This is a genomic window from Sphingomonas sp. BL-S-29, from assembly GCF_055521495.1.
Genome location: NZ_CM145482.1, coordinates 2,170,000 through 2,196,154, shown reverse-complemented (window position 1 = coordinate 2,196,154; position 26,155 = coordinate 2,170,000). Strand labels below are relative to the sequence as shown.

Below are 26,155 nucleotides of genomic sequence, written 5' to 3'. Positions count from 1 at the left end.
TCCTGCTCAAGGTCGCAAGCCCATGAAGATGTTCTCGATCGCCGCTATCCCCCTGCTCGCGCTGGGCGGCTGCGCCACGCCGTTCAACGCCCGGGTCTCCCGCTTCCAGCAGCTGCCCCAGGCGCAGGGCCAGAGCTTCGTGGTCAAGGCCATCGACCCGCGCAACGACGGCGGCATCGAGTTCGGCCAATATGCCCAGCTCGTGTCGGCCAAGCTGGCGGCGCAGGGCTATCAGGCGGCGGCCGACCCGACGCGCGCCGATCTGGTGGTGAAGATCGGCTATGGCGTCGACAAGGGCCGCGAGAAGGTCGTGACGACGCCGGGCTTTGGCGGCGGCTTCGGCTATGGCGGTTATGGTCCGGGCTTCGGCCGCTATGGCGGTTATGGCGGCCCCTTCGGCTATTATGGCCGCAGCCGCTTCGCCTTCGGTTTCTACGACCCGTTCCTGTTCGACAATGATGTAAGCAGCTTCACCATCTATACCAGCGAGTTGGACCTGCGGATCGACCGCGCCGACAATGGCAAGAGCGTGTTCGAAGGCACCGCCAAGGCCCAGTCGCGCAATGACGACCTGCCCTATCTCGTTCCGCGGCTGGTCGAGGCGATGTTCACTGGCTTCCCGGGCAATTCGGGCGAGACGGTGAAGATCACGATCGCGCCCGAGAAGAAATAGCCCTCTTCGCCCCTCCCTTTCAGGGAGGGGCGCGCAAGATCACCCCTCAAGCTCGCGCAGCAGGGTTCGCACCGCACCGTCTATCTCGCGATCCTTGTCGCGTAGTTCCTCGATGCGGCGCACCGCATGGATCACGGTCGAATGGTCGCGGCCACCGAACTTGCGGCCGATCTCGGGCAGCGACCGGGTCGTCAGGCGCTTGGCCAGATACATGGCGATCTGGCGCGGACGCGCCACCACCACCGCGCGCCGCGCAGACACCAGATCGATCGGCTTGAGGTCGAAATGCGTTGAAACCGCGCGCTGAATCTCGTCGATCGTCACGCGCCGTTCGGCCCCGCGCAACACCTCGCCAAGCGTGGCCACCGCGAAATCCATGTCGATGGTTTCGCCGGTCAGCTGGGCATAGGCGACCAGCCGGTTGAGCGAGCCTTCCAGGTCGCGGATATTGGCGGTGATACGCGACGCCAGCAGATCCAGCACTTCGACCGGGACCCTGGCGTCGGGCACGTCCGACAGCTTGCGGTCGAGCACCGCGCGCCGCAGCGCCAGGTCGGGCGCCTTGATGTCCGCCACCAGACCGACCGACAGGCGCGAGGTGATCCGCGCCTCGACCCCGTCGAGTCCCTGGGGGCAACGATCGGCGCTGATCACCAGCCTCTTGCCGGCCGCCATCACTTCGCTGACGGTGTGGAAGAATTCCTCCTGGGTCCCGTCCTTGCCGGCAATGAACTGCAGATCGTCGATCATCAGCAGGTCGGCGGCGCGCAGCCGCACCTTGAAGCTGTGGGTGTCGCGCGCGCGCAGCGACTGGACGAACTCGAACATGAATCGTTCGGCCGACATCAGCACCACGTTGGCGCTCGGGCATGCCTCGAGATAGGCGGCGCCGATCGCGTGCATCAGATGAGTCTTGCCCTGCCCGGTGCCGCTGTGAAGGAACAAGGGGCTGAAGCGAGGCTTGCCGGCCTCGGCCAGCGCCTGGGCCGCATTGAACGCTACTCGATTGGACTGATCCACCACGAACCGGTCGAAGGTGAAACGCGGGTCAAGCGAAGGGCGCGCCGCGGCAACAGGAGCCGCTGAGGCCGGAACCGGATCAACGGGCGCGACGATGGTCAGTACCGCAGGTGTAGCCTTGGCCGAGCGAGTCTCGATCGAGACGCTGCGCACATCCGGCAGGATCGCGTGGAATTCCTGGAACAGCCGGTCGGCATAATGATTGCGGACCCAGTTCGTCATGAAGGCGGACGGCAGCGCGAGGCGAATCGTGTCCGACTCGGCGTCGTCGATCAGCTCGATCGGCTTGAGCCACTGATCAAACAGGCGCACCCCGGCAGATTCACGCAGATGGCCTCGTACCGTGTTCCACGCCCTTGCTGCATCGCTCAATCGAGCCGCCTCTCCGGTAACAGTCCCCGCCAACACTCAATCCTTCTCCCGGTACCAGGGCACGTCGCCCCGGGCCGCCTGACTTCAACCAGACAAGCCTCCCCCCAGCCGGAATCACGGTCCGTCTGACTTCGAAGGTCTCAATAAGGCTGCGGGACTGAACGTCCGCGCTGCAAACCTCGATTATGAAGATCGAAGCGAGTCGGGCAAGAGCCGCGCGCGTAACAAAACCGAAATAAACGGGATTGACTCGGGATACGCCAAGGATTCCCGTCAAAAATCTTACAAGATACTGTGAATCATCGATAATTCCCTATCGCAACAAGCGCGACTATTGCGAATCGTGGGGAATCCTGACTTTTCATGATTCGGGTACGGAGCGGACCCAAAATGGTACCAAATCTTGCATGGCACCATAAACGTGTTGCGTGCTCATGACAAAAGACCCGCCGGAAATGTCCCGGCGGGTCTTTGTTCCGACCGATCGGTAGAGATCAGGCGAGCGCGGTGAGTCGCTTGGTCAGGCGCGAGAACTTGCGCGAAGCGGTGTTCTTGTGAAGCACACCCTTCGCGACGCCCTTGGCCAGCTCGGGCTGCATCGCTGCAACCGCGGCGCTCGCGGCATCCTTGTCGCCCGACGCCAGCGCGGCCTCGGCCTTCTTCACGAAGGTCCGGATACGGCCAACCCGGTTGCCGTTAACTTCAGCGCGACGTGCGTTGCGCCGAATTCGCTTTTTCGCCTGTGGCGTGTTCGCCATGAAGCCCTCTGATCTGAAATAAAGAAAGGGCGCGGACGGCAAAGCCCGCAGCCCCGGAAAGCGGGCCTCTTACCCACGAAGACTGAGTCGGTCAACCGGCCGAATGACGGTCGTGTGACGATTCCCCCCGTTCCTCAGGAACAGGACCGGCCCCGATCATGCTCCGCCCTGATCAGCGCGGCGATATCGTGGCCCATGATCGTCAGCCCTTCGACATTGGCGGCATCGATCGTCACGCCCGAGAGGTTCACGTCAGTGATGGTCGTGCCGGAAAGGTTGATGTTGTTGAATCTCGAGCCCGACAGGTTGCAATCGTCGAAGCTCGCCCCGGCGAGATTGCAGTTGCCGAACAGGATGCCGCCGAGATTCTGATTCTCGAATCGTGGTCCGCTCATCGTCCGATCCTCTCGTTCAACGCTGGCATTTCGGGCACCAGAAGGTGGATCGTCCACCCTCGGTGTAGCGGGCGACCTTGCCCCCGCAGTCGCAGGGCTCGCCCTCGCGGCCATAGACCCGCCATTGCTTGGAGAAATAGCCGAGCTCGCCGTCGGGTCGGGCATAGTCGCGCAAGGATGATCCGCCCGCCTCGATCGCTGCCTCGAGCACGGTGCGCACCGCCACGACGAGCCGTTCGAGCCGCGCCGGCGATATCTGCCCTGCCGGGCGCATCGGCGCGATGCGGGCGAGATGCAACGCCTCGCACACATAGATATTGCCCAACCCCGCGACGATTCGCTGGTCGAGCAGCATCAGCTTGATCGACGCGATCCGCCCGTCGAGCGCCTTGAGCAGGTAGCGGGCGGTGAAATCGGGGCCGAGCGGCTCCGGGCCCATCGCGAGGAACGGTGGATAGCGGGCGAGCGACTCGGTCGGCACCAGGTCGAGCGATCCGAATCGCCTGGGATCGTTGAGCGCGAGGCGATGCTTTGTCGTCTCGAGGATCAGATGATCGTGCGGCAGCACCTCACTCGGATCGACTCGCCATCGGCCCGACATGCCGAGATGGAAGATCATCGTATCGTCGCGATCGGTATCGATCAGCCCATATTTGGCGCGCCGCCCAAGTCCCGTCACTACGGCACCAGTGAGCCGCTGGCCCAGATCGGCGGGGAACGGCCGGCGCAGGTCGGGGCGCCGCATCTGGACCAGCGTGATCCGCTGATCCTGCAGCACCGGGCGCAGGCCGTTGACGGTGGTCTCGACTTCGGGAAGCTCTGGCATGGCGCTTCTTCACGGGAACAGCACAGACAAGTCAAACGTGACGGTTTGCTCTGGCCGCGCCCTCCGCTAGAGCGACGCGAATGAGCGACACTGTTTCCTTCGGCTATGAAGACGTGGCCCCCGAGGAGAAGACGCGCCGGGTCGGCGGAGTCTTCTCCAGCGTGGCCTCGCGCTACGACATCATGAACGATGCGATGTCGGGCGGCATGCACCGAGTCTGGAAGGACCGTTTCGTCCGCCGGGTGAAGCCGCGCGAGGGCGAGCAGATTCTCGACATGGCGGGCGGCACCGGCGACATCGCCTTCCGGCTGGCAAAGTCCGGCGCCTCGGTGACGGTCGCCGACATCAACCCGCAGATGCTCGAAGTGGGCATGGAGCGGGCGCAGAAGCGCGGCGTGGATGGCCTGGTCTGGACCGAGGCCAATGCCGAGACGCTGGCTTTCCCGGATCGTTTCTTCGACGCCTATACGATCGCGTTCGGCATCCGGAACGTGACCGACATCCCCAGGGCGCTCCGCGAAGCACAACGGGTGCTGCGGCGTGGCGGGCGCTTCTTCTGCCTCGAATTCTCGACGACGCTGTGGCCGGGCTTCGCCGACATCTACGACGCCTATTCGCACAAGGTGGTGCCCAAGGTCGGCCAGTTGCTCGCGCACGATGCCGAAAGCTATCGCTACCTGATCGAATCGATCCGCCGCTTCCCCGACATGCCGACCTTCGAGCGGATGATCGGCGAGGCCGGCTTCGTGCAGACCAGTGTCGAGCCCATGCTGGGCGGGCTGGTCGCGATCCATAGCGGCTGGAAGATTTGAGTCAGTCCTCATGACCGCACCCGCCGTGCATCTCTGGCGGCTCCTGAAATGGGGTCGAATCCTCGCGCGTCACGGCGCGCTCCGCGGGATCGAGCGCGATCCGAACACGCCGACGCGAATCCGCCGCCTCGTCCGCGTCGCCCGGCTGGGCGCACGCGTTCCCGAGACGCCGGCCTATGCCGATGCGCTCCAGGCGATCGGCCCGGCCGCGATCAAGCTCGGCCAGACGCTCGCGACCCGCCCCGACATCGTCGGCGAGGCCGCGGCGAAGGATCTGATGCGGCTGCAGGATTCGCTGCCGCCTTTGCCCTATGACACGATCTACGCGGCGATGACGCGGGCCTTCGGGCGTTCGCCGGAGGATCTGTTCGCCACGATCGATCCGGTGCCGGTCGGTGCCGCCTCGATCGCACAGGTGCACAGTGCGATCACCACCGACGGCCGGCATGTCGCGGTCAAGGTGTTGCGCCCCGGCGTCGAGGAAGAGTTCGCCAAGGCGATCGACACCTATCAATGGGCGGCGGCGCAGATCGAGGGACTGGGCGGCGAGCTGTCGCGCCTGCGCCCGCGCCTGGTGATCGAGACGTTCAAGCGCTGGACCGCGCGCGAGCTCGACCTGCGGCGCGAGGCAGCCTCGGCCTCGGAACTGGCCGAAGCGATGGAGGCCCAGCCCGACTTCATCGTGCCCGCGATCGACTGGCAGCGTACGACCAGCAAGGTCCTGACCATCGCCTGGGTCGACGGCATCAAGATCGCAAACCGCGCGGCGCTGGTCGAGGCGGGGTATGACCTGCCCAAGCTCGCCAATACCCTCGTCCATGCCTTTCTGCGCCAGGCGATCGCCGAGGGCTTCTTTCATGCCGACATGCATCAGGGCAATCTGTTCGCGCTGCCCGACGGGCGGATCGCCGCGATCGATTTCGGCATCATGGGGCGGATCGACCGGCGCGCCCGGGTGTGGCTGGCGGAGATTCTCTACGGACTGATCACCGGCAACTACAAACGCGTCGCCGAAATCCATTTCGAGGCAGGCTATGTGCCGGCGCACCATAATGTCGCCGAGTTCGCGACCGCGCTCCGTGCGGTCGGCGAGCCGATGCGCGGGCTTGCGGTCAAGGACATGTCGATCGGCATGATGCTCGACGGGCTGTTCAACATCACCCGCGATTTCGACATGCAGACTCAGCCGCATCTGCTGCTGCTGCAGAAGACCATGGTGATGGTCGAAGGCGTGGCGACCAGCCTCGATCCGGATATCAACCTTTGGGATGCGGCCGCGCCGTTCGTGCGCGAATGGATCAGGACCGAACTTGGGCCCGAGGCCGCGGTGGCCGACCGGATCATCACTGATCTTCGCACGCTGGCGCGCCTGCCCGACCTGATCCGCAACATCGAGCTTCGCTATCCCGCGCCCGGCGGCGCGCCCCCTGCCCCGCCGCTCAAGGAAATCGAGGTCGTCCGCATCGGCGGCGGCTGGCGCTATGTCGTCGTGTCGGTGGTGAGTGCCGCGATCGCGGTCGCGACGACATGGCTGGTGCTGCAGTGATCGCTCCCTTCCTGTTTCCAATCCCTCCCCTTCAGGGGAGGGGCAAGGGGTGGGGCAGCGGCGAACGGGGCTCGGTGCCACGATCGTCGCTTCGGCGCTTGGTGAAACGAGTCTTTGTAGGTGCGCAGACGCGCGCACCCACCCCCAACCCCTCCGTAAAAAGGGAGGGGCTTGAATAAAATGGCGCGCCCGCAGGCTCCCCTCTGGCTAACCGGCCCCACCCGCTTCGCAGCGCTGAAGCGGCCGACCGCGCAGATCGTTCTGGCACTGCTCGCGATCCTGCTCGTTGCGAGCATGTCCGCGCTGGTCGCCCCGGGGCCACCGCCGGTCAGCCATGATCCTGCCCAGCGCGCCGACGACGAAGCCGATGTCGTGCTGTACGAGACGATCGTCGCCGGCGTGCGCGGCGGCGGCGACTATTATGCGGTGACGGCGCAGGCGCTGCGCAGCGGCAATTATCCCCTTCGCCCCTTCGTTACCTTCCGCCTGCCGACGCTCGCGACCCTGCAGGCAGCGATACCGCCGATCGGCACGGTGATCCTGCTCTATGTGCTCGCAGCGGCAGTGATGCTCGCCTGGTTCGTCCGGCTGCGCCCCGCCTTTGCCCGCGCGCCGCCGCTGGCCATCGCGCTGGTGCTGCTCGCGGGCGGCATGATGGCGTTCGTCCAGCCCGAGCTGGCGAGCTTCCACGAGATATGGGCGGGTCTGCTGATCGCGCTGTCGCTTGCGCTCCGGCGCCGCGACCGCTGGGTCGAGGCCGTGGCGTTCGGCCTGATCGCGATGCTGATCCGCGAGACCGCGGCGCTCTATGTCGGAACCATGCTGGTGCTCGCGCTCGCCGAGGGGCGTCGCCGCGAGGCGATCGGCTGGGGCGTTGCAATCCTTGCGCTGGCCGTGGTCGTCGGCTTCCACGCGCATGCCGTCAGCCTGGTCGTCCGGCCGATCGACCCCGCCTCGCCCGGTTGGTCGGGCATGCTCGGCTTCGGTTTCTTCGTGAAGACCATGTCGCTGTCGACCGCATTGAACCTCGCCCCGACCTGGCTCGCCGCTCTGCTCGTTGCCTTGACGTTGTTCGGCTGGGCCGGATGGCAGGAGGAACTCGCGCTTCGGGCGGTGGCCGTCTTTGCTGCCTATGCCGTGCTGCTGAGCCTGTTCGGGCGCACCGACACCTTCTATTGGGGATTGATGATCGCGCCCGTGATCCTGGTCGGCCTGGCCTTCGTGCCCGACGCCCTGCGCGACTTGGTCACCGCCGCATTCCACCGACGGCGGATCATCGTGACGCGAATGGTCAGATAGGATGGCGCGATGAAGATCCTGCTCATCGTCGGCGGCGGCATCGCTGCCTACAAGGCCTGCGAGTTGATCCGGCTGTGCCGCAAGGCCGGGATCGAGGTGAAATGCGTGCTCACCGCTGGCAGCCAGCATTTCATTACGCCGATGACGCTTGCCGCCCTGTCGGAGAACCAGGTCTACACCACCCTGTGGGACCTGAAGGACGAGGCCGAGATGGGCCATATCCAGCTCAGCCGCGAGGCCGACCTGGTGGTGATCGCCCCCGCCACAGCCGATCTGATGGCGAAGATGGCCGCCGGCATCGCCGACGATCTGGCCACCACCCTGCTGCTCGCGACCGACAAGCCAGTGCTCGCCGCGCCCGCAATGAACGTGCGCATGTGGGGCCATGCCGCGACCCGCCGCAACGTCGCCACCCTGCGCGGCGACGGCGTCACCGTGCTGGAGCCCGACGAAGGCCCGATGGCGTGCGGCGAATATGGCCCCGGCCGCCTGCCCGAACCCGAGGCGATCCTCGCTGCGATCCAGCAGGCGCTCGCCGCCTCGTGACTCTGGCGAGCAAGCATATCCTGGTCACCGCCGGTCCGACGCACGAGCCGATCGACCCGGTCCGCTACCTCGCCAACCGCTCCTCCGGTCGGCAGGGTTTCGCCATTGCCGGCGCGCTCGCGAAGCTCGGCGCGCGCGTGACGCTGGTCGCCGGTCCGGTGACGCTCGACACGCCGCCCGGCGTCGACCGCGTCGATGTCGAGACGGCGGTGGAGATGGCCAATGCCGTCGCCCGGGCGCTGCCGGTCGATGCCGCCGTGATGGTCGCCGCCGTCGCCGACTGGCGCGTCGACACCGCCGGCCAGAAGATCAAGAAGGGCGTAATGCCGCCTGTCCTCCATCTCGTCGAGAATCCCGACATCCTCGCCACCCTGGCAAAGAGCCCCCACCGGCCCAGCCTGCTGATCGGCTTCGCCGCCGAGACCGAGCATGTCATCGAGCACGCGACCGCCAAGCGCGAACGCAAGGGTGCCGACTGGATCGTCGCCAACGACGTGTCGGGCGATGTGATGGGCGGCACCGCCAATGCGGTGCATATCGTCACCGCCGACGGGGTCGAGAGCTGGGAACGGCTGCCCAAGGAAGACGTGGCGGCGCGGCTGGCCGACAGGATTGCGGCGGCGCTGACCCGATAGCATTTGTTCTTGATCCGTTCCGCTCGCCACGGTATTTCGCCCTGCACATAAGGGAGAAGAATCATGTCGGGTTACATGACGCTCGGCGCCCTGGATTCGGCAAAATCCAGCGCCTTTTACGATGCGACGCTGGCGATCATCGGCTGGTCCTCGCACATGTCCTTCGGGGAATGGCGCGCCTATTCCGAGCGCGGCACCGGCGAGGGATTCACGGTCTGGATCTGCAAGCCGTTCGATGGCGCGCCGGCCAGCGCGGGCAACGGCACGATGATGGCTTTCAACGCGAAGTCGCCCGCCGAGGTGGATGCGTTCCACGCAGCGGCGATGGTGCATGGCGGTAGCTGCGAGGGCCCGCCGGGACCGCGCCCGGATTACGGCCCCAAATGGTATGCCGCCTATCTGCGCGATCCGACGGGCAACAAGCTGGCGGTGGTGTGCAACCAGTGACGCGGGCACTTGACGGGGCAGCGGTTCAACCCATTCTTTGCCCCGGCGAAGCGGAACCGCCTTCAAAAAGGCGGATTGAGCGGTAGGAGGGGAGCATGACCTCTTCCCTGTCGATCCACATCAAGCGCCTGCCGCACGGCGACGGCCTTCCCCTGCCCGCTTATGCGACGGAGGGCGCCGCCGGCATGGACGTCGTCTCCGCCGAGGACCTGACTCTCGCACCGGGCGCGCGGGCCGCGGTCGCGACGGGTTTCGCGGTGGCGATCCCGCCGGGCTATGAGGTGCAGGTGCGCCCGCGCTCGGGGCTGGCGCTCAAGTTCGGCGTCACCTGCCTCAACACGCCGGGTACGATCGACAGCGACTATCGCGGCGAAGTGAAGGTGATCCTCGCGAATCTCGGCCAGGAGGATTTCGTCATCGCGCGCGGCGACCGGATCGCTCAACTCGTTCCGGCCCCGGTCCAACGCGCCGTGCTGGACGAAGTCCAGACGCTGGAGGATACCGTACGCGGAGCCGGAGGATTCGGCTCGACTGGGCGTTGATGCTGTTCTTTCTCCTTCTTCAGATCGCCTCGCCGGCCGTGCCGGCCGACTGGTCCACGCTTCCTTCGCTGCCCGCCGCGATGGCGCCACAGGTGACGCCGCCGCTCACCCGCTTCGTGGCGGACGAAGTCGCGGCTGGGCGCTGCGTCCAGCCGAAGCCGGCCGACGGCCATTATGTCCTGAAGGTCGATGTTGCCGCCCTGATCGGTACCGACGGGTCGATCCGCCGTTCGCTGCCCCGCGCGATCGATTGCCCGACGGTCGAGCAGTACAGCGCCGGCCTCGTCGTCGGCGCCGCCCGGGCCAATCCCCAGCCCCATGCCAGCGCGACCGATCTCTGGTACCGCGCGACCATCGTCTATGACTGGCGCGGATGAGCCTCACTGACGCCGAGCTGGAGCGCTATGCCCGCCACATCGTCCTGAAGGAGGTCGGCGGAGCCGGCCAGCTAAAGCTGCGCCGGGCGACGGTCGCGATCATCGGGGCCGGCGGGATCGGGTCGCCCGCGATCCAGTATCTAGCGGCCGCCGGTGTCGGCCGGCTGGTCGTGATCGACGACGACCATGTCGACCTGTCGAACCTCCAGCGCCAGACCCTGTTCGGCGCCGACGATATCGGTGCGCCCAAGGTCGAGGCCGCCACCGCCGCAGTCGCGCGGCTCAACCTCGGCGTCGCGGTCGAGACACATCGCACCAGAATCGACGCGACCAACGCCCGCGACCTCATCGCCGGCGCCAATGTCGTGCTCGACGGCACCGATTCGTTCGCCACTCGCCTCGCCGTCGCCGATGCCGCGCTCGCGCTGCACATCCCGCTGGTCTCGGCCGCCGTGGGCCAGTTCGAAGGTCAGCTCGGCCTGTTCCGCGGGTGGGAAGCCGACAAGCCCTGTTATCGTTGCTTCGTCGGCGGCGATCCCGACCGGCCCGAGACGAGTTGCGCCGAGGCAGGCGTGCTCGGCGCGATGACCGGCGTGCTGGGCAGCCTCGCCGCGCTCGAAGCGATGCGCGCCATCATTGGCTTTGGCGAGGACAGCGCGGGCAAACTGCTGTTGGTGGACGCACTGGCCTTCCGCTTCCGTACTCTCACCCTTCCCAAGGACCCCGGCTGCGCCGCTTGCGGCCAGCATGACCCTGAGCCCGTTCGCGCCAAGGGGAGTCCGTCTTCGTCGAGTCCGGAAATGAAAACCCGCCTGGCCTGATGGACGGGAGATTGATTTTCATTCACGACGTTGCAGGCTGAGACCGGTAAACGACCTCGAATCAGATCGAGAACCATAGGGAGGAAAAGGCTCGCATGCGCATATTCGGCTTATGGTGCATGGCGTTCAAACATAAGCCCGCAGCCGGGTCCAGGCGCGGTTTCGAAGGCAATGTCTTCGCCCGGTGCAAGGTCTGCTCCGGGGAGTTGTTCCGCGATCCCAAGACCGGCAAATGGCGCAAGTCCAGGCCGGAGGATCACCGGCCCCGCAAGCTCACGCTGTTCGGCGAAGAAGGCACGCCCGAGCGGCGCGTACGCGGATCGCGTCGATAAGCTGCTGCGCGCCGCGGCGTCTACCCGGTCAATCGGCAAGCCCATGCCAGCCTCGGCGGGCACCGCAAACGGCTCGGCGCCGACGGTAGAACTGGACCCCATGCACCAAATTGGTAAGGCAGGCTGAACTGGTACGATCGCGGTCGCGCCAAGCATGGAGCTGTATCGATGACCAAGACCGCCCTGATCACCGGCGTCACCGGGCAAGACGGTGCGTATCTGGCTGAATTGCTGCTGTCCAAGGGCTATGACGTGCACGGCGTGAAGCGTCGCTCGTCCTCGTTCAACACCGGACGCATCGACCATATTTATCAGGACCCGCACGAAAAGGGCGCGCGGTTGCATCTCCATTATGGCGACATGACGGATTCGACGAACCTCATCCGGATCGTCCAGGAGGTAAAGCCCGACGAGATCTATAATCTCGCCGCGCAGAGCCATGTGCAGGTCAGCTTCGATACCGCGGAATACACTGCCAATGCCGATGCGATCGGTACGCTGCGCCTGCTCGAAGCGCTCCGCCTGCTGGGGCTGCACGAGACAACCCGCTTTTACCAGGCCTCCACATCCGAGCTGTACGGACTCGCCCAGGAGGTGCCGCAGTCGGAGACGACCCCCTTCTATCCGCGCTCTCCTTATGCCGTGGCGAAGCTCTACGCCTATTGGATCACCGTCAATTACCGCGAAGCTTATGGCATGCACGCGTCGAACGGCATCCTGTTCAACCATGAAAGCCCGTTGCGCGGCGAGACCTTCGTGACGCGCAAGATCACCCGTGCCGTCGCGGCGATCCATCTCGGGCTGCAGGATATTCTCTGGCTGGGCAATCTCGATGCCAAGCGCGACTGGGGTCACGCGCGAGACTATGTCGAGGGCATGTGGCGCATCGTTCAGCAGGACAAAGGCGACGATTTCGTGCTGGCGACCGGACACACCCAGACCGTCCGGTCCTTCGTAGAACTGAGCTTCGCCGAAGTCGGCATCGAGATCGAATGGACCGGTACAGGCGTCGAAGAGGTTGGCCGATGCACCAGGACGGGCAATCCGCTGGTCAAGGTCGATTCACGCTATTTCCGCCCGACGGAAGTCGATCTGCTGATCGGCAACCCTGCCAAGGCCAAGCGGGTTCTGGGCTGGGCAGCGACCACCACTCTTGCCGAGCTCGTCTCGGAAATGGTCCGCGAGGACCTGAAGGTCATCGCGCGCGAGGCCGAGACCCGCCGGCCCGACGAGGAGCGACCGAGCTCGCTGTACGCGATCAAGGGCTGAATATCCGCTCGACCTGCTGACCAACCTGCCCGCAGTCAGCGAGATCGAACGCGCGGGCGCGAGGGTGTTCGGAATGCCGCTGCGGGCATCGTCCGCGCCTTCGCCGAATGGCGTGCAGGCGAGATTGCGGGCGCCTGTGCAAGCGCCTATCCGCGTGCGGCGATCATCGGCGAGTAGGCGAAATTGCTGTAAGGCGCACGGCGCCTTCAACCAGAACAGGGATGTGGCAAGATCAAGATGAGCGAAGTGTTTTCCCTGACCGGCAAGCGAGTCTGGGTCGCCGGCGAGCGTGGCATGGTCGGCCGGGCGATCGTCCGGCGCCTTGCGAACGAACAATGCGAGATCGTCTCTCCCACGACGCGTATCGACCTGCGCGATCAGGCGGCGACCTTTGCCTGGATGGCGGCCAGCCCGGTCGACCTGATCTTTCTCGCCGCGGCGAAGGTCGGCGGAATTGCTGCCAACGATTCCTTGCCGGCAGAATTCCTGTACGACAACATGATGATCGAGGCGAATGTGATCGAGAGCGCGCGCCGCACCGGTGCAGCAAAGCTCGTGTTCCTCGGATCGTCCTGCATCTACCCGAAACACGCCGACCAGCCGATGCGCGAAGACGCGCTGCTGACCGGCCCGCTCGAGCCGACAAATCAATGGTATGCGATTGCCAAGATCGCCGGGATCATGCTCGCTCAATCCTATCGCCGCCAATATGGGTGCGACTATATCTCGGCCCAGCCGACCAACCTGTATGGACCCTTCGACAATTTCGATCTGCGGGGAAGCCATGTCCTGCCCGCGCTGATCCGCAAGGCGCACGAAGCGCGGCTGGCTGGCGCCGCAACCCTGCCGGTCTGGGGCAGCGGTACACCGATGCGTGAGTTCCTGCATGTCGACGACCTGGCGGATGCACTGGTTTTTCTCGCCAAATCCTATTCAGGCGAGGAGATCGTCAATGTCGGATCGGGTGACGAGATCAGCATCGGCGAGCTCGCCCGAATGACCGCCGACATCGTCGGCTTTCAGGGCGACATCGTGTTCGACGCGTCCAAACCGGACGGCACGATGCGCAAGCTGGTCGACACCGGCAAGCTGAACGCGCTTGGCTGGAATGCGCACCGTTCGTTGCGTGAGGGGATCGCGGACACCTATCGCTGGTTTTTGGATACGGGTAACGTCGTGCGAATGGGCACAACAGCCGCCTGATTCCTGGCGCGAAATTGCCCCGCGACCGGCCTTTCCCGCCGTGATGCAACGTGCGGCAGGGTTGACGGACGCAGCCGCGCGGTTAAAGGTTCGAGGGGCCTATAACCACATAAACCGGCGGCGATAAATCGTCGCGATTCGTCACGCGTAGGATATTCAGAATGACAATCATGCATCGTCTGCGCACGATGGTCGTGGCCCTACTCGTCCCGGTTGTCCTGGCTGGTTGTTCGACCGGGCGAGGCGGTTCGGTTCCCTATGAGGTCAAGGATTTCGGGCGGCCGGATGCTCCGGTGGCAGCGGCGGCGGATGTCGAATACCGGATCGGCGCGCTCGATCAGCTCGCGATCACCGTGTACCGTGTTCCTGATCTTTCGGGTGAGTTGCCGGTCGACGCCAGCGGCAAGATCACGATGCCGCTGATCGGCGAGATGACCGCTGTCGGAAAGACTTCCGCGGAGCTCGCCGGCGATATCAAGAAAAAGCTCGGCGAGAAGTACATCAACAACCCCGAGGTTCAGGTCATCGTCAAGTCGGCGTCCAGCGCACGGATCACGGTCGACGGTGCCGTTGGCGCGCCCGGCATCTACCCGATCGCCGGCCCCACCACGCTGCTCCAGGCCGTCGCGATGGCCAAGGGCACGACAGAAGATGCCAACCCGCGCCGCGTGGTCATCTTCCGTCAGATCAACGGTCAGCGCCAGGCCGCGGCGTTCGATCTCAAGTCGATCCGTCGCGGGGAGATGTCCGACACACCCGTCTTTGGGGACGATATCGTCGTGGTCGACGGATCCGAATCCAAGAGCGCGTTCAAGAACGTCGTCCAGACCATTCCATTGCTCGCCCTGTTCCGACCCTTCTAAGTCCGCGATCTTAAAGACGAAATGGATTGCTTCCCGTTATGACCGATACGATCCAAGCTTTCCGCGGCAGTGGTCCTACATCGCTTCCGACCGCCCAGACCGGCGGCGCGGTTTCGACCGCACTGACCCTTCCACCGCCTGAGACGCCAGAGTTCGAAATGAACCTGCGCACGATCCTGCGAATCCTGCTGAAGTGGCGTTGGTTGTTCGTGGCATTCGTGGTCGCTGGCCTCGCCGCTGCCACCGCGATGACATTGCTGGCGACACCGCTCTACCGCGCGACCTCGACGATCGAGATTAAGCGGCAGGAATCGCAGATCATGAAGGAGTCTTCGCTCGAGCCGGTCGCGGTCAACGACCCGGCGGCGATGGCGACCCAGTTCGGGCTGTTGCAGAGCCGCGACCTCGCAGTGCGTGTAGCGCAGCGCCTGAACCTGGCGTCGAATCCGGCCTACGCACCCCAATCGCTTCCACGCGAAGCGCGTGAGAACATCGCGGTAGGACGGTTGCGCAGCGGGTTGAGTGTGGCACCGGTCGGCAACAGCCGCCTGATGAACGTGAATTTCGTCAGCGCTGACCGTAACGAGGCGGCGCGCATCTCCAACGCCTTTGCAGACAGTTTCATATCGAGCGGGCTGGAGCGGCGCTATGACGCGACGGCTTATGCCCGCAACTTCCTGCAGCAGCGCATCGCCGCAGTGAAGGCAGCGCTTGATCAGTCCGATCGTGCGCTTGTCGCCTATGCGCGCCAGCAGGGGATCGTGAACATCGAGAGCGCGCCGGGACCGGACGGCCGTCAGGGTACTGGAACCTCGCTCGACGCCTCCTCTCTGACCGCCCTCAATGGATCTCTGTCCGCGGCACAGGACGCCCGGATGGCTGCCGAGGGTCGGTACAGGGAGGCCCGCGGCAACGGCATGACGACCGAGGCCCTCACCAACCCGACGATCAGCGCGCTGCAGGGAGAGCGTACCCGCCTGTCCGCCGACTATCAGGAGAAGCTGGGTATCTATAAACCCGACTTTCCCCAGATGAAGGACATGCAGGCCCGCATCGGCGTGCTCGACGCGCAGATCGCGCGCGAGCGAGCGGCCGTGTCCAGCGCCCTCCGGTCGGAATATGAGGCAGCTCTGTCTCGTGAAACCGCGCTCAAGAGCCGCGTGAACGAACTCAAGGGATCAGTGCTGGATCTGCGCGACCGCAGTATCCAGTACAATATCCTGCAGCGCGAGGTGGATACCAACCGCTCGCTCTATGACGCGCTGCTCCAGCGCTACAAACAGATCGGCGTCGCCGGCGGCATTGGCGAGAGCCAGGCTTCGGTGGTCGATCACGCGATCCCGCCGGGCGGTCCGTTCAGCCCGCGTCTTGGTACCAATTTGATCATGGGCCTGCTGATCGGCGCGCTGCTCGGCATCGCGGTGATCCTGGCGATCGAATATATCGACGACACCATCAAGGTGCCGGAGGATGTCGAGACGAAGCTGAAGGTCAGCGTGCTCGGCGTGATCCCGAAGCTGGCTCGCGACACGACCCTGATCGAGGAACTGTCGGTCTCGCGATCGAAGATATCCGAAGCCTATTTTACCGCCCGGACCTCGCTCCAGTTTTCGTCGCCCGAGGGCACCCCTCGCGTACTGCTGGTGACGAGCACCAAGCCTTCGGAAGGAAAGTCGAGCTCGGCACTCGGCCTGGCGCAAAGCTTCGCCAAGGTTGGCCTGAAGGTTCTCCTGATCGACGCTGACATGCGCAAACCGTCCTTCACCGCCAAGGAGGGCGACGGCACTGGCCTGTCCGCACTCCTGGCGGGCGGCAATCTCGCGGAGCCGAAAATACTGTCGACCAACGTCACCAACCTGCATCTGCTACCCAGCGGGCCGATCCCGCCCAACCCGGCCGAATTGCTGGCGAGCCAGAATCTGCCGCGGCTGCTCGCGATCATGCGGGAGCGTTTCGACCTGATCGTGGTGGACGGTCCGCCGATCCTTGGCCTGGCCGACGCGCCGCTGCTTGGCGCGGCATGCGACGGGACGGTGGTGATCATTGAATCCGGCGCGATTCGCCGGCCTGCGGCACTCAACTCGATCAAGCACCTGCGCGCTGCCGGTGCCCGGGTGATGGGTGTGGTATTGACCAAGTTCAACCCGAAGTTCGAAGGCTATGGCTATGGATACGGCTATGGATACGGCTACAGCTACGGCTATGGTGCCGATAAGGGCGAGAACGAAAAGGATCGGCAGCGGCGCATCGAGCTGATGTCGTAAACGGGATGACGGCAACAGGGGGAAGCAGGACCAGGTCGGTCGGGTTCGCGCTTCTCGGCGCGTCGGCAGCGGCGGTTGGACTTGCGGCGGCCCTGGCTAATCTGGTCAGTGCATCGGTGAGTGATGCGCGTCCGACGGGGTTGGCGGGCTTGGCGAAGGACAGCGTTGCGGCGCTGCGTCATGAACTTGCCGCCGAGCTCGCGCCAGCTAACGGCCCCAATATCGCGATCAATGCTCCCGACAGAGCCGAGCGGCTGCTGGTCGCCGACCCGCTCGATCCCGTGGCACTGACCTATCTCGGGCTTGCTGCGGACCGAAAGGGCGACACGATCCGCGCCCGGACACTGATGACACTGGCCGTGCGCAGCGACGGGCGCGCCCTTCGCGCTCGGCTCTGGCTCCTGGATCAGGATCTGCGCCACCGCGACTATCGCGCGGCGATCGAGCATTTCGACCGGCTGGTGAGGATCGGTCCTCCCGGGACCGCCGCGCTGATCAATGCGATGGCCGGCGTTGTCCGCGATCCCGCGAGCCGCGCGCCGCTGGCTCGCAAGCTGGCGACCAACCCGCCGTGGCGCGCCACCTTTCTGTACGCACTCAACCAGCAGGGCGTGTCGCCCGACGTCATCTATCAGCTGACACCGCAGGACTCGGCCAAGAGTCAGGTGCTGTTCGAACAAGCAGCGCTGCTTCAGTCGCTGCTGAAGAACAAGGAATATGAGCGCGCCTATCTGGCTTGGATCAATTTCCTGCCTGAATCATCGCTCAAACAGCTCGGTCCGGTCTATGATCCGCAGTTCCAGAAGCTTCCTGGACCTTTGCCATTCAATTGGCAATTGACCGACAGTGCGGAGGGATCGAGCGAATTCAGCAAACCGCACGGGCTGAACGTTTCCTATCTGGGTGGTAGTGCCACGCCCCTTACGGAACAGACATTGCTGCTGTCGCCGGGCCGTTATCGCCTGACAGCGGTCGCATCTGGCTCCGATGAAAACAACCAGCTTTCATGGACGGTAACCTGTCCGGGTGTCGGTGAGCCTTTGCAAACGATGAAGATCACTGGCCTAAACGGTAACCATCAACGCTACACCACCCAATTTGATGTCCCGGCCGCCGATTGCGGTGCGCAACGACTCGCTCTGATGGGGTCGCCTGCCGAGTTTCCACGGACCACGAGCGTGCTGTTCGAGTCGGTCATGGTCGAGCTGGTGAAATGAAGCGATGAAACCAAGATCCACCACTCGCCGTTCGACCCGCACAGTCGCCACGACACCGGCGACGATGATCGGTCAGTTGCTGATCCCCGGCTTCATGGCACTCTGTATCCTGCTGGGTGGATCAAGCAGCGGCGGCCATCTGGCCAATGCGATGCTGCAACTGATCGCTGCTCTCCTATTCGGGTATAGCGTGGCACGTTTCGGGGCGACGCCCTTGTCACGGACGTCGACATTGCTCATCGTGATTGTTGCGAGCTGGCTCCTGTGGACATGCCTGCAGCTGCTGCCTCTGCCCCCGTCGATATGGGTGCTGGCGCCGGGCCGCGATGTTCTGGTGCAGAGGCTCGCGGCGGGCGGAAATACGCAGCCCTGGCTACCGCTATCGCTGCATCCGGCCGGCACGATCTCGCATCTGGCGTCCTTGCTGCCGCCCTTGGCGATCGGCGCCGCGATCCTGTCCCGTCCCGCCGCCGATTCAAACGGGCTCCGATGGCTCATTCCCCTTCTGGCTGTAATATCGCTGTTGCTCGGCGTGGCCCAATTGATCGGCGGGGTTACATCCCCCCTGTATTTCTACAGCACGAGCAACCAGGGCCTTCCTGTCGGCCTGATGGCGAACGCGAACCATCAGGCGACGCTGATGCTATGCGCGATCCCTTTTGTCGCATCGCTGGCCGGCTCGGAAAGGACGGTCGGATCCAAAGGCCAGGGTCGGGAGCTGCTTTTCGCGGCGATGGTGGCGATGTTCCTGATGGGTATCGCCATCTCGCAGTCCTATGCAGCCTATGTGCTTGCCCTGCCGGTCACCGTCGCAAGCTGGGCGATCGCCAGGCCACGTTCGCTTGGGCCTGCACGCTATATCGGTACCGCGATAGCGGTCGTGACAATCGGAGCCCTTGTCGCAGTCATCGTCATCGGCCCCGCTATCGTCATCGATCCGGCCTTGTCGCAAAGCCAATTGTCGCGACCAGCCATGTACAAGATCGCGGCAAACGCCCTCTGGCATTTCTGGCCCCTGGGAAGCGGCCCCGGAAGCTTCGTGCCGGTCTTCAAGCTGTTCGAAGAACCGGGCATGGTGACCAATTTCTTCGTCAACCACGCCCATTCTGACTATATTGAGTTCGTCCTCGAAGGCGGCATCGTCGGGGTGCTGGTAATAGCCTGCCTGGCTCTCTGGTGGGCCCGCCGCGCAGCGACGATATGGTTTGTCCGGACGCCGACCAGAATTGATCGCGCGGCGGTGGTCGCGAGCGCCGCCATCCTGGCGCACAGCATGGTCGATTATCCGGCGCGCACGAGTGCGATCGCGGCGATCTTGGCGGCCTGTCTGGCGCTGATGGCGCCAAGGCCCGACGTGAAAAGCGAAGAAGCCTCATCAGGTGGTCGACACCTGAAGGCCGAATGAGCACCCCGCAATGACGGCTCTTCACCGCGATGGGCATACCCGGTGATCGCGCAGTTCGACGTGAACACCATCTGGCGTCGGAAATTCGGCCAGGCGCTTCAACGCCGCAAGCCGGACACGCTTTTGTTCGCCCCCCGCGCCTGGAGATCTGTCGGCGCGATGCCCGAGGAGGAAGGACTGACCCCCGTCTCCCTGCCGCCGGGCTGGGCAACCCGCACCGCGATCCTGGCGATGCCGATCCTGCTCCGCCGGGCCAGCGCGCTGGCTGCGGCACGACGCGGGAAGATCGACACAGCGATCTTCACTTCTTTCCACTATCTTCCCCTTGCCAAACGCCTTCGCCACCAGGCCCGCATCTTCTATTATTGCTCCGACGATTATCGCAGCTATGTCGGCTGGGACGGTGACGCGGCAATCACGCAGGAAGCGGAGCTTTGCCGGATCGCCACCTTGTCCATCTTCGTCAGCGCCGCCCTGCGCGACCGCGCGGTGGCTGAATATGGCCTCGATCCGAGCGCCTGCGTCATAGCGCCCAATGCATCGGAGCCGCGCTTTATCGACACGACCCCGCGCCCTGTGGAACTGGCCGGATTGCCAGGCCCCGTCTTCGGCACCGTCGGCGTGTTCAACGACCGGATCGATTTCGGCTTTCTTGATCGCCTGGCCTGTTCCGGCGAGGTCGGTTCGCTCGCCCTGGTCGGGCCGCTACAGGATTGCCCTGATCCCGACGGATTGATCGCGCGGCTACGCGACAACCCCAAGGTCCATTGGTTCGGCGCCCGTCCACACGATCAAATTCATGCATGGATGTCCGGGATCGACATTGCCGTGATCCCCTATGCGCCGACCCGGTTCAACCATTTCTGCTCGCCGATGCGGCTCTGGGATCATCTCGCGATCGGCCAGCCGATCATCGCGACCGATGCCTGCGACCAGATCGTGCGGCAGGATGGCATTTTCGTCGTCGCGCCGGGTGACGCGCTTGATCGATCGATTCGCTCTGCTAAGACGGCCGCGGCGCGGGGGCGACGCCCGCGCCTTGAAAGTTGGGACGACCGCGTGGCGTCGCTGGCGCCTTGGATCAGTTAGGAAACACCGCGTGATCGCCAAACAGATCCGCCAGCTGATGTCGTGGCATGCCGCGACCCGTGCGCCGTTCAGCAACGCCCTTTACGTCTTCTGCCGGCGCTATGTGATGGCGTGGAGCAACGCCGAGACCGACATCGATCTGAATGGCGAGCGCTGGCTGGTCGAGACGATCGCCAAACGCGCTCCGGAAAAGGATGCAGTATTCGTCGATGTCGGCGCAAATGTCGGCGACTGGAGCCGGCTGGTGCTCGACTACGCGCCCGGCGCGAGGCTGATTGCGTTCGAACCCGTGCCACAGGTCCGCGAGCGACTCGCTGCCAATCTGGCGCGTGGAGGGGCCGAAATCCTGCCCTACGCCCTGTCCAACGCGGTGGGCACCGTCGAAATCAACTATACGCCTGGCAATTCGCATTTTTCGTCGATCGAGACGATCGGCGAGGATATGTCGATGGCGAGCGAAGTCGTCGAAGTACAGCGTCGCACCGGAGAGGACGTCTGCGCGGAACTGGGCATCACCCATATCAGGTTCCTCAAGGTCGACACCGAGGGGCACGATCTCAAGGTGATCGAGGGCTTCCGGAGCCTGATCGATGCTGGCAGAGTCGACGTGATCCAGTTCGAATATAATTACATGTCGATCTTCTCGCGAACCTTTCTGCGCGACTTCTTCGCGTCGCTCGCGCCACAGATGCGGATCGGCCGGCTGTTGCGTGACAGAATCGAGTATTTTGAATATGCGCCGGCGCTGGACAATTTCATTCAGGCAAACTTCATTGCCGTTCGAGCCGATCTTGCGGAAGGCCCACTGTCCTTCCTTGCGCGTCGATAACCCCATGACAATGGTGGAGAAACGCCTGTGAGCCCTTCGCTGATGATCCTGTCGGGGCTGATATTGGCATTAGGCGCCGTGCCCCTTCTCGCGCCACGCAAGATGTTCGAATACCCCTTCGTCGTCGGCATGTTCCTGTCGGTGTGGCTTCTGCCGCAGGCTTGGGCGGTCGAAAAGGACGGCTTGGCCGATCCGTTCGATCCAACGATCGCCTGGACCTATATGACCCTTGCGATCATCTTTCTCTTCGTAGGATATCAGCTCGGGCGCATGCTGGGCAAACAGACTGCCGAGAAGAAGCAGGCCGAAATCGCGACGATGTACAGCGAGAAGCGCATGGCGCAGGCGTCGCTGGTCCTGATCCTGGTCGGCGCTGCCGGCTTCTTCATGATGACGCGGACCGCCGCGTCAACCACCTATGAAGGCGGGTGGACCGGCATCGTCCTCGTCTACGCGATGCTGGCCCAAGGGCTGGTGTTCGGCGCCGCGCTGAATTTCCTTATCTTTCTCAGGACGAGAAGCCGCATCTCGCTGATCCTGTTTTTAATCGCCGCGGGGATATTCTCCCCGGGCCTGCTCGTCGCCGTCAAACGGGAATTCATCTTCGAATTCGCTATCATCGTTTTCGGTAGCCTCTTTCTCGTCCGCAACTTCGTCATGCCGAGGTTCTTCCTCTTTGCAGCCTGCCTGATCGGCGCTTTCATCGTCAACCAGGCGGGCATGTTGCGTGGCTATGTAAAGAACAACGATACGACGCTGGTTGGCGCGCTTACCTCTGGCGAGGTACTTTCGGGCGAATATGGCAAGAATATGCAGGTCGCTGCCGCGCCCGAGATCACCGGCGCGGTGACGGACATCGCGATCGCCACTGACCTGGGCGATTATCGCCCCTTCGTATCGCTATATAACGGCATGATGTCCCGGTACTTTCCCGCGCTCATATTCGGGCGTGAGGCGAAAAATGCAGTGATGATCAAGACCGCAGATAATCCGCTAAGCAACCGCTACTACGCCGCCGGCGCAACCAGAACGGGCTTTTCCGACACCTTTCTCGACTATTGGTATTTCGGTGTCTTCGCTTTCGCTCTCTTGGGTGGGATCTTCGGCTGGCTGTTCAGCATGGCATCCGTAGGCGGCCTCAGGGATCAGTATCTCTATGTGTCCCTGCTGGGTACCGGCCTCCACGGCATTACGCATGCCTTTCAGGAATTCATCTGCTCGTTGCCGTTCCTGCTGCTCGTCGTCTGGCTGCCCTTCCGCTACGCGCGCATCACCATTGCCGAAGGGAAACGCCTGAAGCTTGCGCCCCAATTGCAGGGCGGATCGTGAGCCCGACCGCTATTTCGAGCGGAGGCACCGACATGTCGATGCGCAGCATGTTCACCTGATGCGTTTCGCCCGTTCTCGACGGTCGCTGGCGGCCTGACGTGACGACCATGGCGGGTCGTGCGACGATCAAATACCGACGGGACATCGACGGCCTCAGGGCGCTTGCTGTGCTGCCCGTGCTGCTCTTCCATAGCGGCCTTCCCCTGTTTCAGGGGGGCTTTGTCGGCGTCGACATATTCTTCGTGATCAGCGGATTTCTGATAAGCAAGATTATCTGGACGGAGCTCCAGGAAAACCGATTTTCGGTCTTGCGCTTCTACGAGCGCCGCGCTCGACGCATCCTGCCCGCGCTGTTCGTCGTCATCGCGGCCTGTTTCCTGATCGGTTACCGGCTGATGCTGGCGACGCACTATGACGGCTTCGCCCAATCCGCCATTGCCGCCGTCCTGTCGGTGAGCAACATCTTTTTTTGGCGGCAGTCCGGATATTTCGCGCCCGATCTCAATTTCGCTCCGCTCCTGCACACGTGGTCGCTGGGGGTTGAGGAGCAATTCTATCTGTTATTCCCCCTGATCCTGATTCTGGTTCGTGGCGCGCCCATGAACATCAATCGAGCCCTTTGGCTGCTCCTTGTCGTCGCCTTTGCGGGAAGCGTCTATTTGTCGTTTACCCGTCCCTTTGGAGCCTTCTACCTGTTGCCGGCCAGGATCTGGGAGCTTTTGATTGGAGCCTTGCTTGGCATAGGTGCCGTCCCGCCATTGACGCGTCGGGCGAGCGAATGGGTCGGACTGGCCGGGTTGGCGTCGGTGGTCGGATCGGTATTCCTGATCAATGCCCAGCAGCCCTTTCCGGGCTTTGTTGCTCTTTTGCCATGCCTCGGCGCTGCTGCGCTGCTGCACAGCGGCGTCCAGTCAACCGTCACCGCGCGCCTGTTGTCCTGGCAGCCGTTGGTATTCATCGGACTGATCTCCTATTCCCTTTATCTCTGGCATTGGCCGATCTTTTCGTTCGCGAGGATGCTCACCGCAGCGATCGATCTCGGATGGCAAGCGATCCTCGGCGCCCTCCTCACCTCCTTTGTTCTGGCTACGGTGAGCTGGCACTTCGTCGAGCGCCCGTTTCGAGACGCCCGGCGATGGCCAGCAAAGGCGATCGCGCGCTTTTCGGTGGGCGGTGCCCTGGTTCTGATCTCGGCCGGATTTGTCGTCACTTGCTTTAACGGCCTGCCGGCGCGCCTTAGCCCGCCCGTGCTGGCGGCGCAGGCTGCGGCGCTCGACATCGACCCCCTGCGTACGCCCTGCACCGGCTATGAGACTGGCGGCCGTTCACGGGAATGCCGGTTCGGCCCAGGCCAGGGAGACCCCAGCTATGTGATCATCGGTGATTCGCATGCCGCGGCACTGCGTCCGGCGATCGAATATGCGATGGCGGGCAAAGGTCGGGGCACCCTATGGTGGTACCAGGGATGCCCGCCGCTGCTCGGCGCGGAGATGGTGCCGATGAATGACCCGGCATGCGACGCCTTCCGTCAGCATTTCCTGGCCGACCTCGCCCGTTCGCCTTCGATCCATACCGTCTTCCTCGCCGGACGCTGGGCTCCGTTGGTGAGCGGGACGGTGCCGGAGGTCGGCGGTACGTTGCGGACCTTCCTCAGGGACGAGATGACGAGTGTCCCCACCGCGCAAGAGACGTTGCGGGTCTTCGAACGCTCGCTCGATCGCACGATCCATCAGATGCGGGCGTTGGGTAAGACGGTTGTCGTTATCGGAAGCGTTCCCGAACCAGGCTTCGACGTACCATCCATACTGGCACTCGCGCGCCATAACGGCGTCGGACAGGTCCGGCTGAACACGATGGAACGTGCCCGACTAGCTGACGCCCCCGCCGGCACCGTCCTCGACATGATCTCCAAGCGACAAGGAGCTCTCTACGTGCCATTGCTGGCACCCTTCTGCGCTGTGGTTTGCGCGCTGGAATCGGATGGTCGCCCCCTCTACAGCGACAGTAACCATCTTTCGCTGCATGCGGCCCGCGATGTGCTCGGGCCCTGGTTGAAAGATACTGGATTGCCTCAAAGCGCTCCGCAAGGAGAACCGCGCCGGTGAAGACGATCCTGATCCAGCCTGGCGCGCGGCACGGCTATGCCCTTGCCCGCTTCCTTCAAAGGGCAGGCGCGCTGCAGGCGCTCTATACCGACTTTGCCGTCGCGGAAGGGTCGATCGAGCAATTTCTGGTAAAGGCCGCGATGGCGGGTCATTCAAAAGCACAGCCCTTGTCGCGGCGCGTGGTTTCTGGATTGCCGCGCTCAGCGCTGCGCCGCCTTCCGATGGGCTCTCTGCTCGCCAAGAAGCGCGCACCCGACGAGCCTGAACGATGGGCGTTCCGGGAGCGCGACCTGCGTGAAGCCGATGTCATCTATTCCCAATATTTCGCTGGTGGATTGCAGTTCGACGAATTGACGACGCACGGCGCAAGGTTCGTCTCGGACGTATTCATCATGCCCTCGGCCCATCGGATCGTGAACCGCGAGGCAGAGAAATTCCCCCAGTGGCGCGAGACGCCCTACTCGCCTGAGGCGGCCGCGGCCCTTGATTTGGTCAGCCAGGCGATGATCGACCGTTCGGACGGCCTGTTCTGCCCTTCACGGAGCGTGATCGACGATGTCGCCACCTATAATCCCGCAGCGCGAGCCAAATGCCGACTGGTTCGATACGGGTCCAGCCTCACCTTCGAACAGCCCAACGATCCGATCCCCAAGCGCGTGCTGTTCGCCGGCTCGATCCATCTCCGCAAAGGGCCACAATATCTCGCGCTCGCCGCGGCGAAGATCGCCCACAGCGATCCGTCAATCCAGTTCATTTTCGCCGGCGGGGTGACGGCTGCGGCGGCGGAGCAGCTTCGCGCCCCGAATATCGAGATACTGGGGCATATCTCGCGCGACAGGATGCGCGCCGAGTTCCTGCGCGCCGACATTCTCGCTTTCCCATCGCTGGCCGAAGGGTCGGCGGGCGTCGTGCTCGAGGCGATATCCGCTGGACTGCCGGTCGTCACCACGCGCGAGGCAGGGGTCGATTTCAGCGACGGCGAGAGCGGAATCCTGGTTCCTCCGACCGATGTGGATGCGCTGACCGACGCCATCCTGGCAATTGTTGGCGACCGGCGGCGGCGCAATACGATGGCGCGGTCAGCGCGTGCGGAATTCATGGCGTATGATGAACGCGCCTGGGAAGACGCCTTTGTCGGCGCGTTGCGGGAGTTTTCGCGCGATGGCTGAAAACACCGATCT

General features: G+C 63.9%; 24 protein-coding genes and 1 pseudogene. 21 read left to right on the top strand and 4 right to left on the bottom strand.

What is annotated here, in order from left to right; genetic code table 11:
- Positions 1-22: 22 nt before the first annotated feature.
- On the top strand, positions 23-673 hold the full coding sequence (locus ACZ1I2_RS10490) for a DUF4136 domain-containing protein (RefSeq protein WP_465174161.1): 651 nt from the start codon (positions 23-25) through the stop codon (positions 671-673).
- Between the two features lie 39 nt (positions 674-712).
- On the opposite strand, the gene dnaA is transcribed toward ACZ1I2_RS10490, so the two are convergent.
- From dnaA to mutM, 4 genes are all read right to left on the bottom strand, one after another.
- The gene (dnaA, locus tag ACZ1I2_RS10485; RefSeq protein ID WP_465169755.1) at positions 713-2,065 is read right to left on the bottom strand and encodes a chromosomal replication initiator protein DnaA; all 1,353 of its coding nucleotides are present in this window, start codon (positions 2,063-2,065) and stop codon (positions 713-715) included.
- Between the two features lie 494 nt (positions 2,066-2,559).
- Positions 2,560-2,823, bottom strand: a complete 264-nt coding sequence (gene rpsT, locus ACZ1I2_RS10480; RefSeq protein ID WP_272627889.1) for a 30S ribosomal protein S20 — start codon at positions 2,821-2,823, stop codon at positions 2,560-2,562.
- A gap of 134 nt (positions 2,824-2,957) precedes the next feature.
- A complete protein-coding gene (locus ACZ1I2_RS10475; RefSeq protein WP_465174163.1) occupies positions 2,958-3,218 on the bottom strand; it encodes a pentapeptide repeat-containing protein in 261 nt (86 codons plus the stop codon).
- 16 nt (positions 3,219-3,234) lie between these two features.
- Positions 3,235-4,044, bottom strand: coding sequence for a bifunctional DNA-formamidopyrimidine glycosylase/DNA-(apurinic or apyrimidinic site) lyase (gene mutM, locus ACZ1I2_RS10470; RefSeq protein ID WP_465174164.1), 810 nt, complete (start codon positions 4,042-4,044; stop codon positions 3,235-3,237).
- Between the two features lie 80 nt (positions 4,045-4,124).
- On the opposite strand from mutM, the gene ACZ1I2_RS10465 reads away from it, so the two are divergent.
- The 20 genes and pseudogenes from ACZ1I2_RS10465 to ACZ1I2_RS10370 all read left to right on the top strand — a co-directional run bounded on the left by ACZ1I2_RS10465 (position 4,125) and on the right by ACZ1I2_RS10370 (position 26,143).
- On the top strand, positions 4,125-4,856 hold the full coding sequence (locus tag ACZ1I2_RS10465) for a class I SAM-dependent methyltransferase (RefSeq protein ID WP_465174165.1): 732 nt from the start codon (positions 4,125-4,127) through the stop codon (positions 4,854-4,856).
- A gap of 10 nt (positions 4,857-4,866) precedes the next feature.
- Positions 4,867-6,402, top strand: coding sequence for a 2-polyprenylphenol 6-hydroxylase (gene ubiB / locus ACZ1I2_RS10460; protein ID WP_465174166.1), 1,536 nt, complete (start codon positions 4,867-4,869; stop codon positions 6,400-6,402).
- 180 nt (positions 6,403-6,582) lie between these two features.
- Positions 6,583-7,701: a hypothetical protein gene (locus ACZ1I2_RS10455; protein ID WP_465169760.1), complete on the top strand. Its 1,119-nt coding sequence runs from the start codon at positions 6,583-6,585 to the stop codon at positions 7,699-7,701.
- A gap of 9 nt (positions 7,702-7,710) precedes the next feature.
- Positions 7,711-8,882, top strand: a pseudogene (gene coaBC, locus ACZ1I2_RS10450) (bifunctional phosphopantothenoylcysteine decarboxylase/phosphopantothenate--cysteine ligase CoaBC).
- Positions 8,883-8,945: 63 nt separating this feature from the next.
- Complete coding sequence (locus ACZ1I2_RS10445) at positions 8,946-9,329, top strand: VOC family protein (protein WP_465169761.1); 384 nt, start codon at positions 8,946-8,948, stop codon at positions 9,327-9,329.
- Between the two features lie 95 nt (positions 9,330-9,424).
- Positions 9,425-9,871 carry a dUTP diphosphatase gene (gene dut / locus ACZ1I2_RS10440; protein WP_465174167.1) on the top strand — a complete coding sequence of 149 codons (447 nt, stop codon included), beginning with the start codon at positions 9,425-9,427 and terminating at the stop codon, positions 9,869-9,871.
- Entirely contained in the window at positions 9,871-10,248 is a 378-nt protein-coding gene (locus ACZ1I2_RS10435) for a hypothetical protein (RefSeq protein WP_465169763.1), read from the top strand. The genes dut and ACZ1I2_RS10435 overlap by 1 nt, the downstream gene beginning before the upstream one ends.
- Complete coding sequence (locus ACZ1I2_RS10430; RefSeq protein ID WP_465174168.1) at positions 10,245-11,069, top strand: HesA/MoeB/ThiF family protein; 825 nt, start codon at positions 10,245-10,247, stop codon at positions 11,067-11,069. Before ACZ1I2_RS10435 ends, ACZ1I2_RS10430 begins: the two co-directional genes overlap by 4 nt.
- A gap of 95 nt (positions 11,070-11,164) precedes the next feature.
- Positions 11,165-11,401, top strand: a complete 237-nt coding sequence (locus tag ACZ1I2_RS10425; RefSeq protein ID WP_465169765.1) for a hypothetical protein — start codon at positions 11,165-11,167, stop codon at positions 11,399-11,401.
- 168 nt (positions 11,402-11,569) lie between these two features.
- Positions 11,570-12,670, top strand: coding sequence for a GDP-mannose 4,6-dehydratase (gene gmd, locus ACZ1I2_RS10420; RefSeq protein ID WP_465169766.1), 1,101 nt, complete (start codon positions 11,570-11,572; stop codon positions 12,668-12,670).
- A 237-nt stretch (positions 12,671-12,907) separates the two neighbouring features.
- Positions 12,908-13,873, top strand: coding sequence for a GDP-L-fucose synthase family protein (locus tag ACZ1I2_RS10415; RefSeq protein ID WP_465169767.1), 966 nt, complete (start codon positions 12,908-12,910; stop codon positions 13,871-13,873).
- A 161-nt stretch (positions 13,874-14,034) separates the two neighbouring features.
- The gene (locus tag ACZ1I2_RS10410; RefSeq protein ID WP_465169768.1) at positions 14,035-14,736 is read left to right on the top strand and encodes a polysaccharide biosynthesis/export family protein; all 702 of its coding nucleotides are present in this window, start codon (positions 14,035-14,037) and stop codon (positions 14,734-14,736) included.
- A 158-nt stretch (positions 14,737-14,894) separates the two neighbouring features.
- Entirely contained in the window at positions 14,895-17,000 is a 2,106-nt protein-coding gene (locus ACZ1I2_RS10405) for a GumC family protein (protein ID WP_465169769.1), read from the top strand.
- Positions 17,001-17,149: 149 nt separating this feature from the next.
- Complete coding sequence (locus ACZ1I2_RS10400; RefSeq protein WP_465174170.1) at positions 17,150-18,217, top strand: tetratricopeptide repeat protein; 1,068 nt, start codon at positions 17,150-17,152, stop codon at positions 18,215-18,217.
- Between the two features lie 64 nt (positions 18,218-18,281).
- A complete protein-coding gene (locus ACZ1I2_RS10395; protein ID WP_465174171.1) occupies positions 18,282-19,622 on the top strand; it encodes an O-antigen ligase family protein in 1,341 nt (446 codons plus the stop codon).
- 42 nt (positions 19,623-19,664) lie between these two features.
- Positions 19,665-20,711, top strand: a complete 1,047-nt coding sequence (locus ACZ1I2_RS10390; protein WP_465174172.1) for a glycosyltransferase — start codon at positions 19,665-19,667, stop codon at positions 20,709-20,711.
- 10 nt (positions 20,712-20,721) lie between these two features.
- Positions 20,722-21,540, top strand: coding sequence for an FkbM family methyltransferase (locus tag ACZ1I2_RS10385; RefSeq protein ID WP_465174173.1), 819 nt, complete (start codon positions 20,722-20,724; stop codon positions 21,538-21,540).
- 27 nt (positions 21,541-21,567) lie between these two features.
- Positions 21,568-22,869 (top strand): hypothetical protein, encoded by a 1,302-nt coding sequence (locus ACZ1I2_RS10380; protein ID WP_465174174.1) that lies wholly within the window; start codon positions 21,568-21,570, stop codon positions 22,867-22,869.
- Positions 22,870-22,976: 107 nt separating this feature from the next.
- The gene (locus tag ACZ1I2_RS10375) at positions 22,977-24,974 is read left to right on the top strand and encodes an acyltransferase family protein (RefSeq protein ID WP_465177155.1); all 1,998 of its coding nucleotides are present in this window, start codon (positions 22,977-22,979) and stop codon (positions 24,972-24,974) included.
- Positions 24,971-26,143: a glycosyltransferase family 4 protein gene (locus ACZ1I2_RS10370; RefSeq protein ID WP_465174175.1), complete on the top strand. Its 1,173-nt coding sequence runs from the start codon at positions 24,971-24,973 to the stop codon at positions 26,141-26,143. The genes ACZ1I2_RS10375 and ACZ1I2_RS10370 overlap by 4 nt, the downstream gene beginning before the upstream one ends.
- Positions 26,144-26,155: the final 12 nt, after the last annotated feature.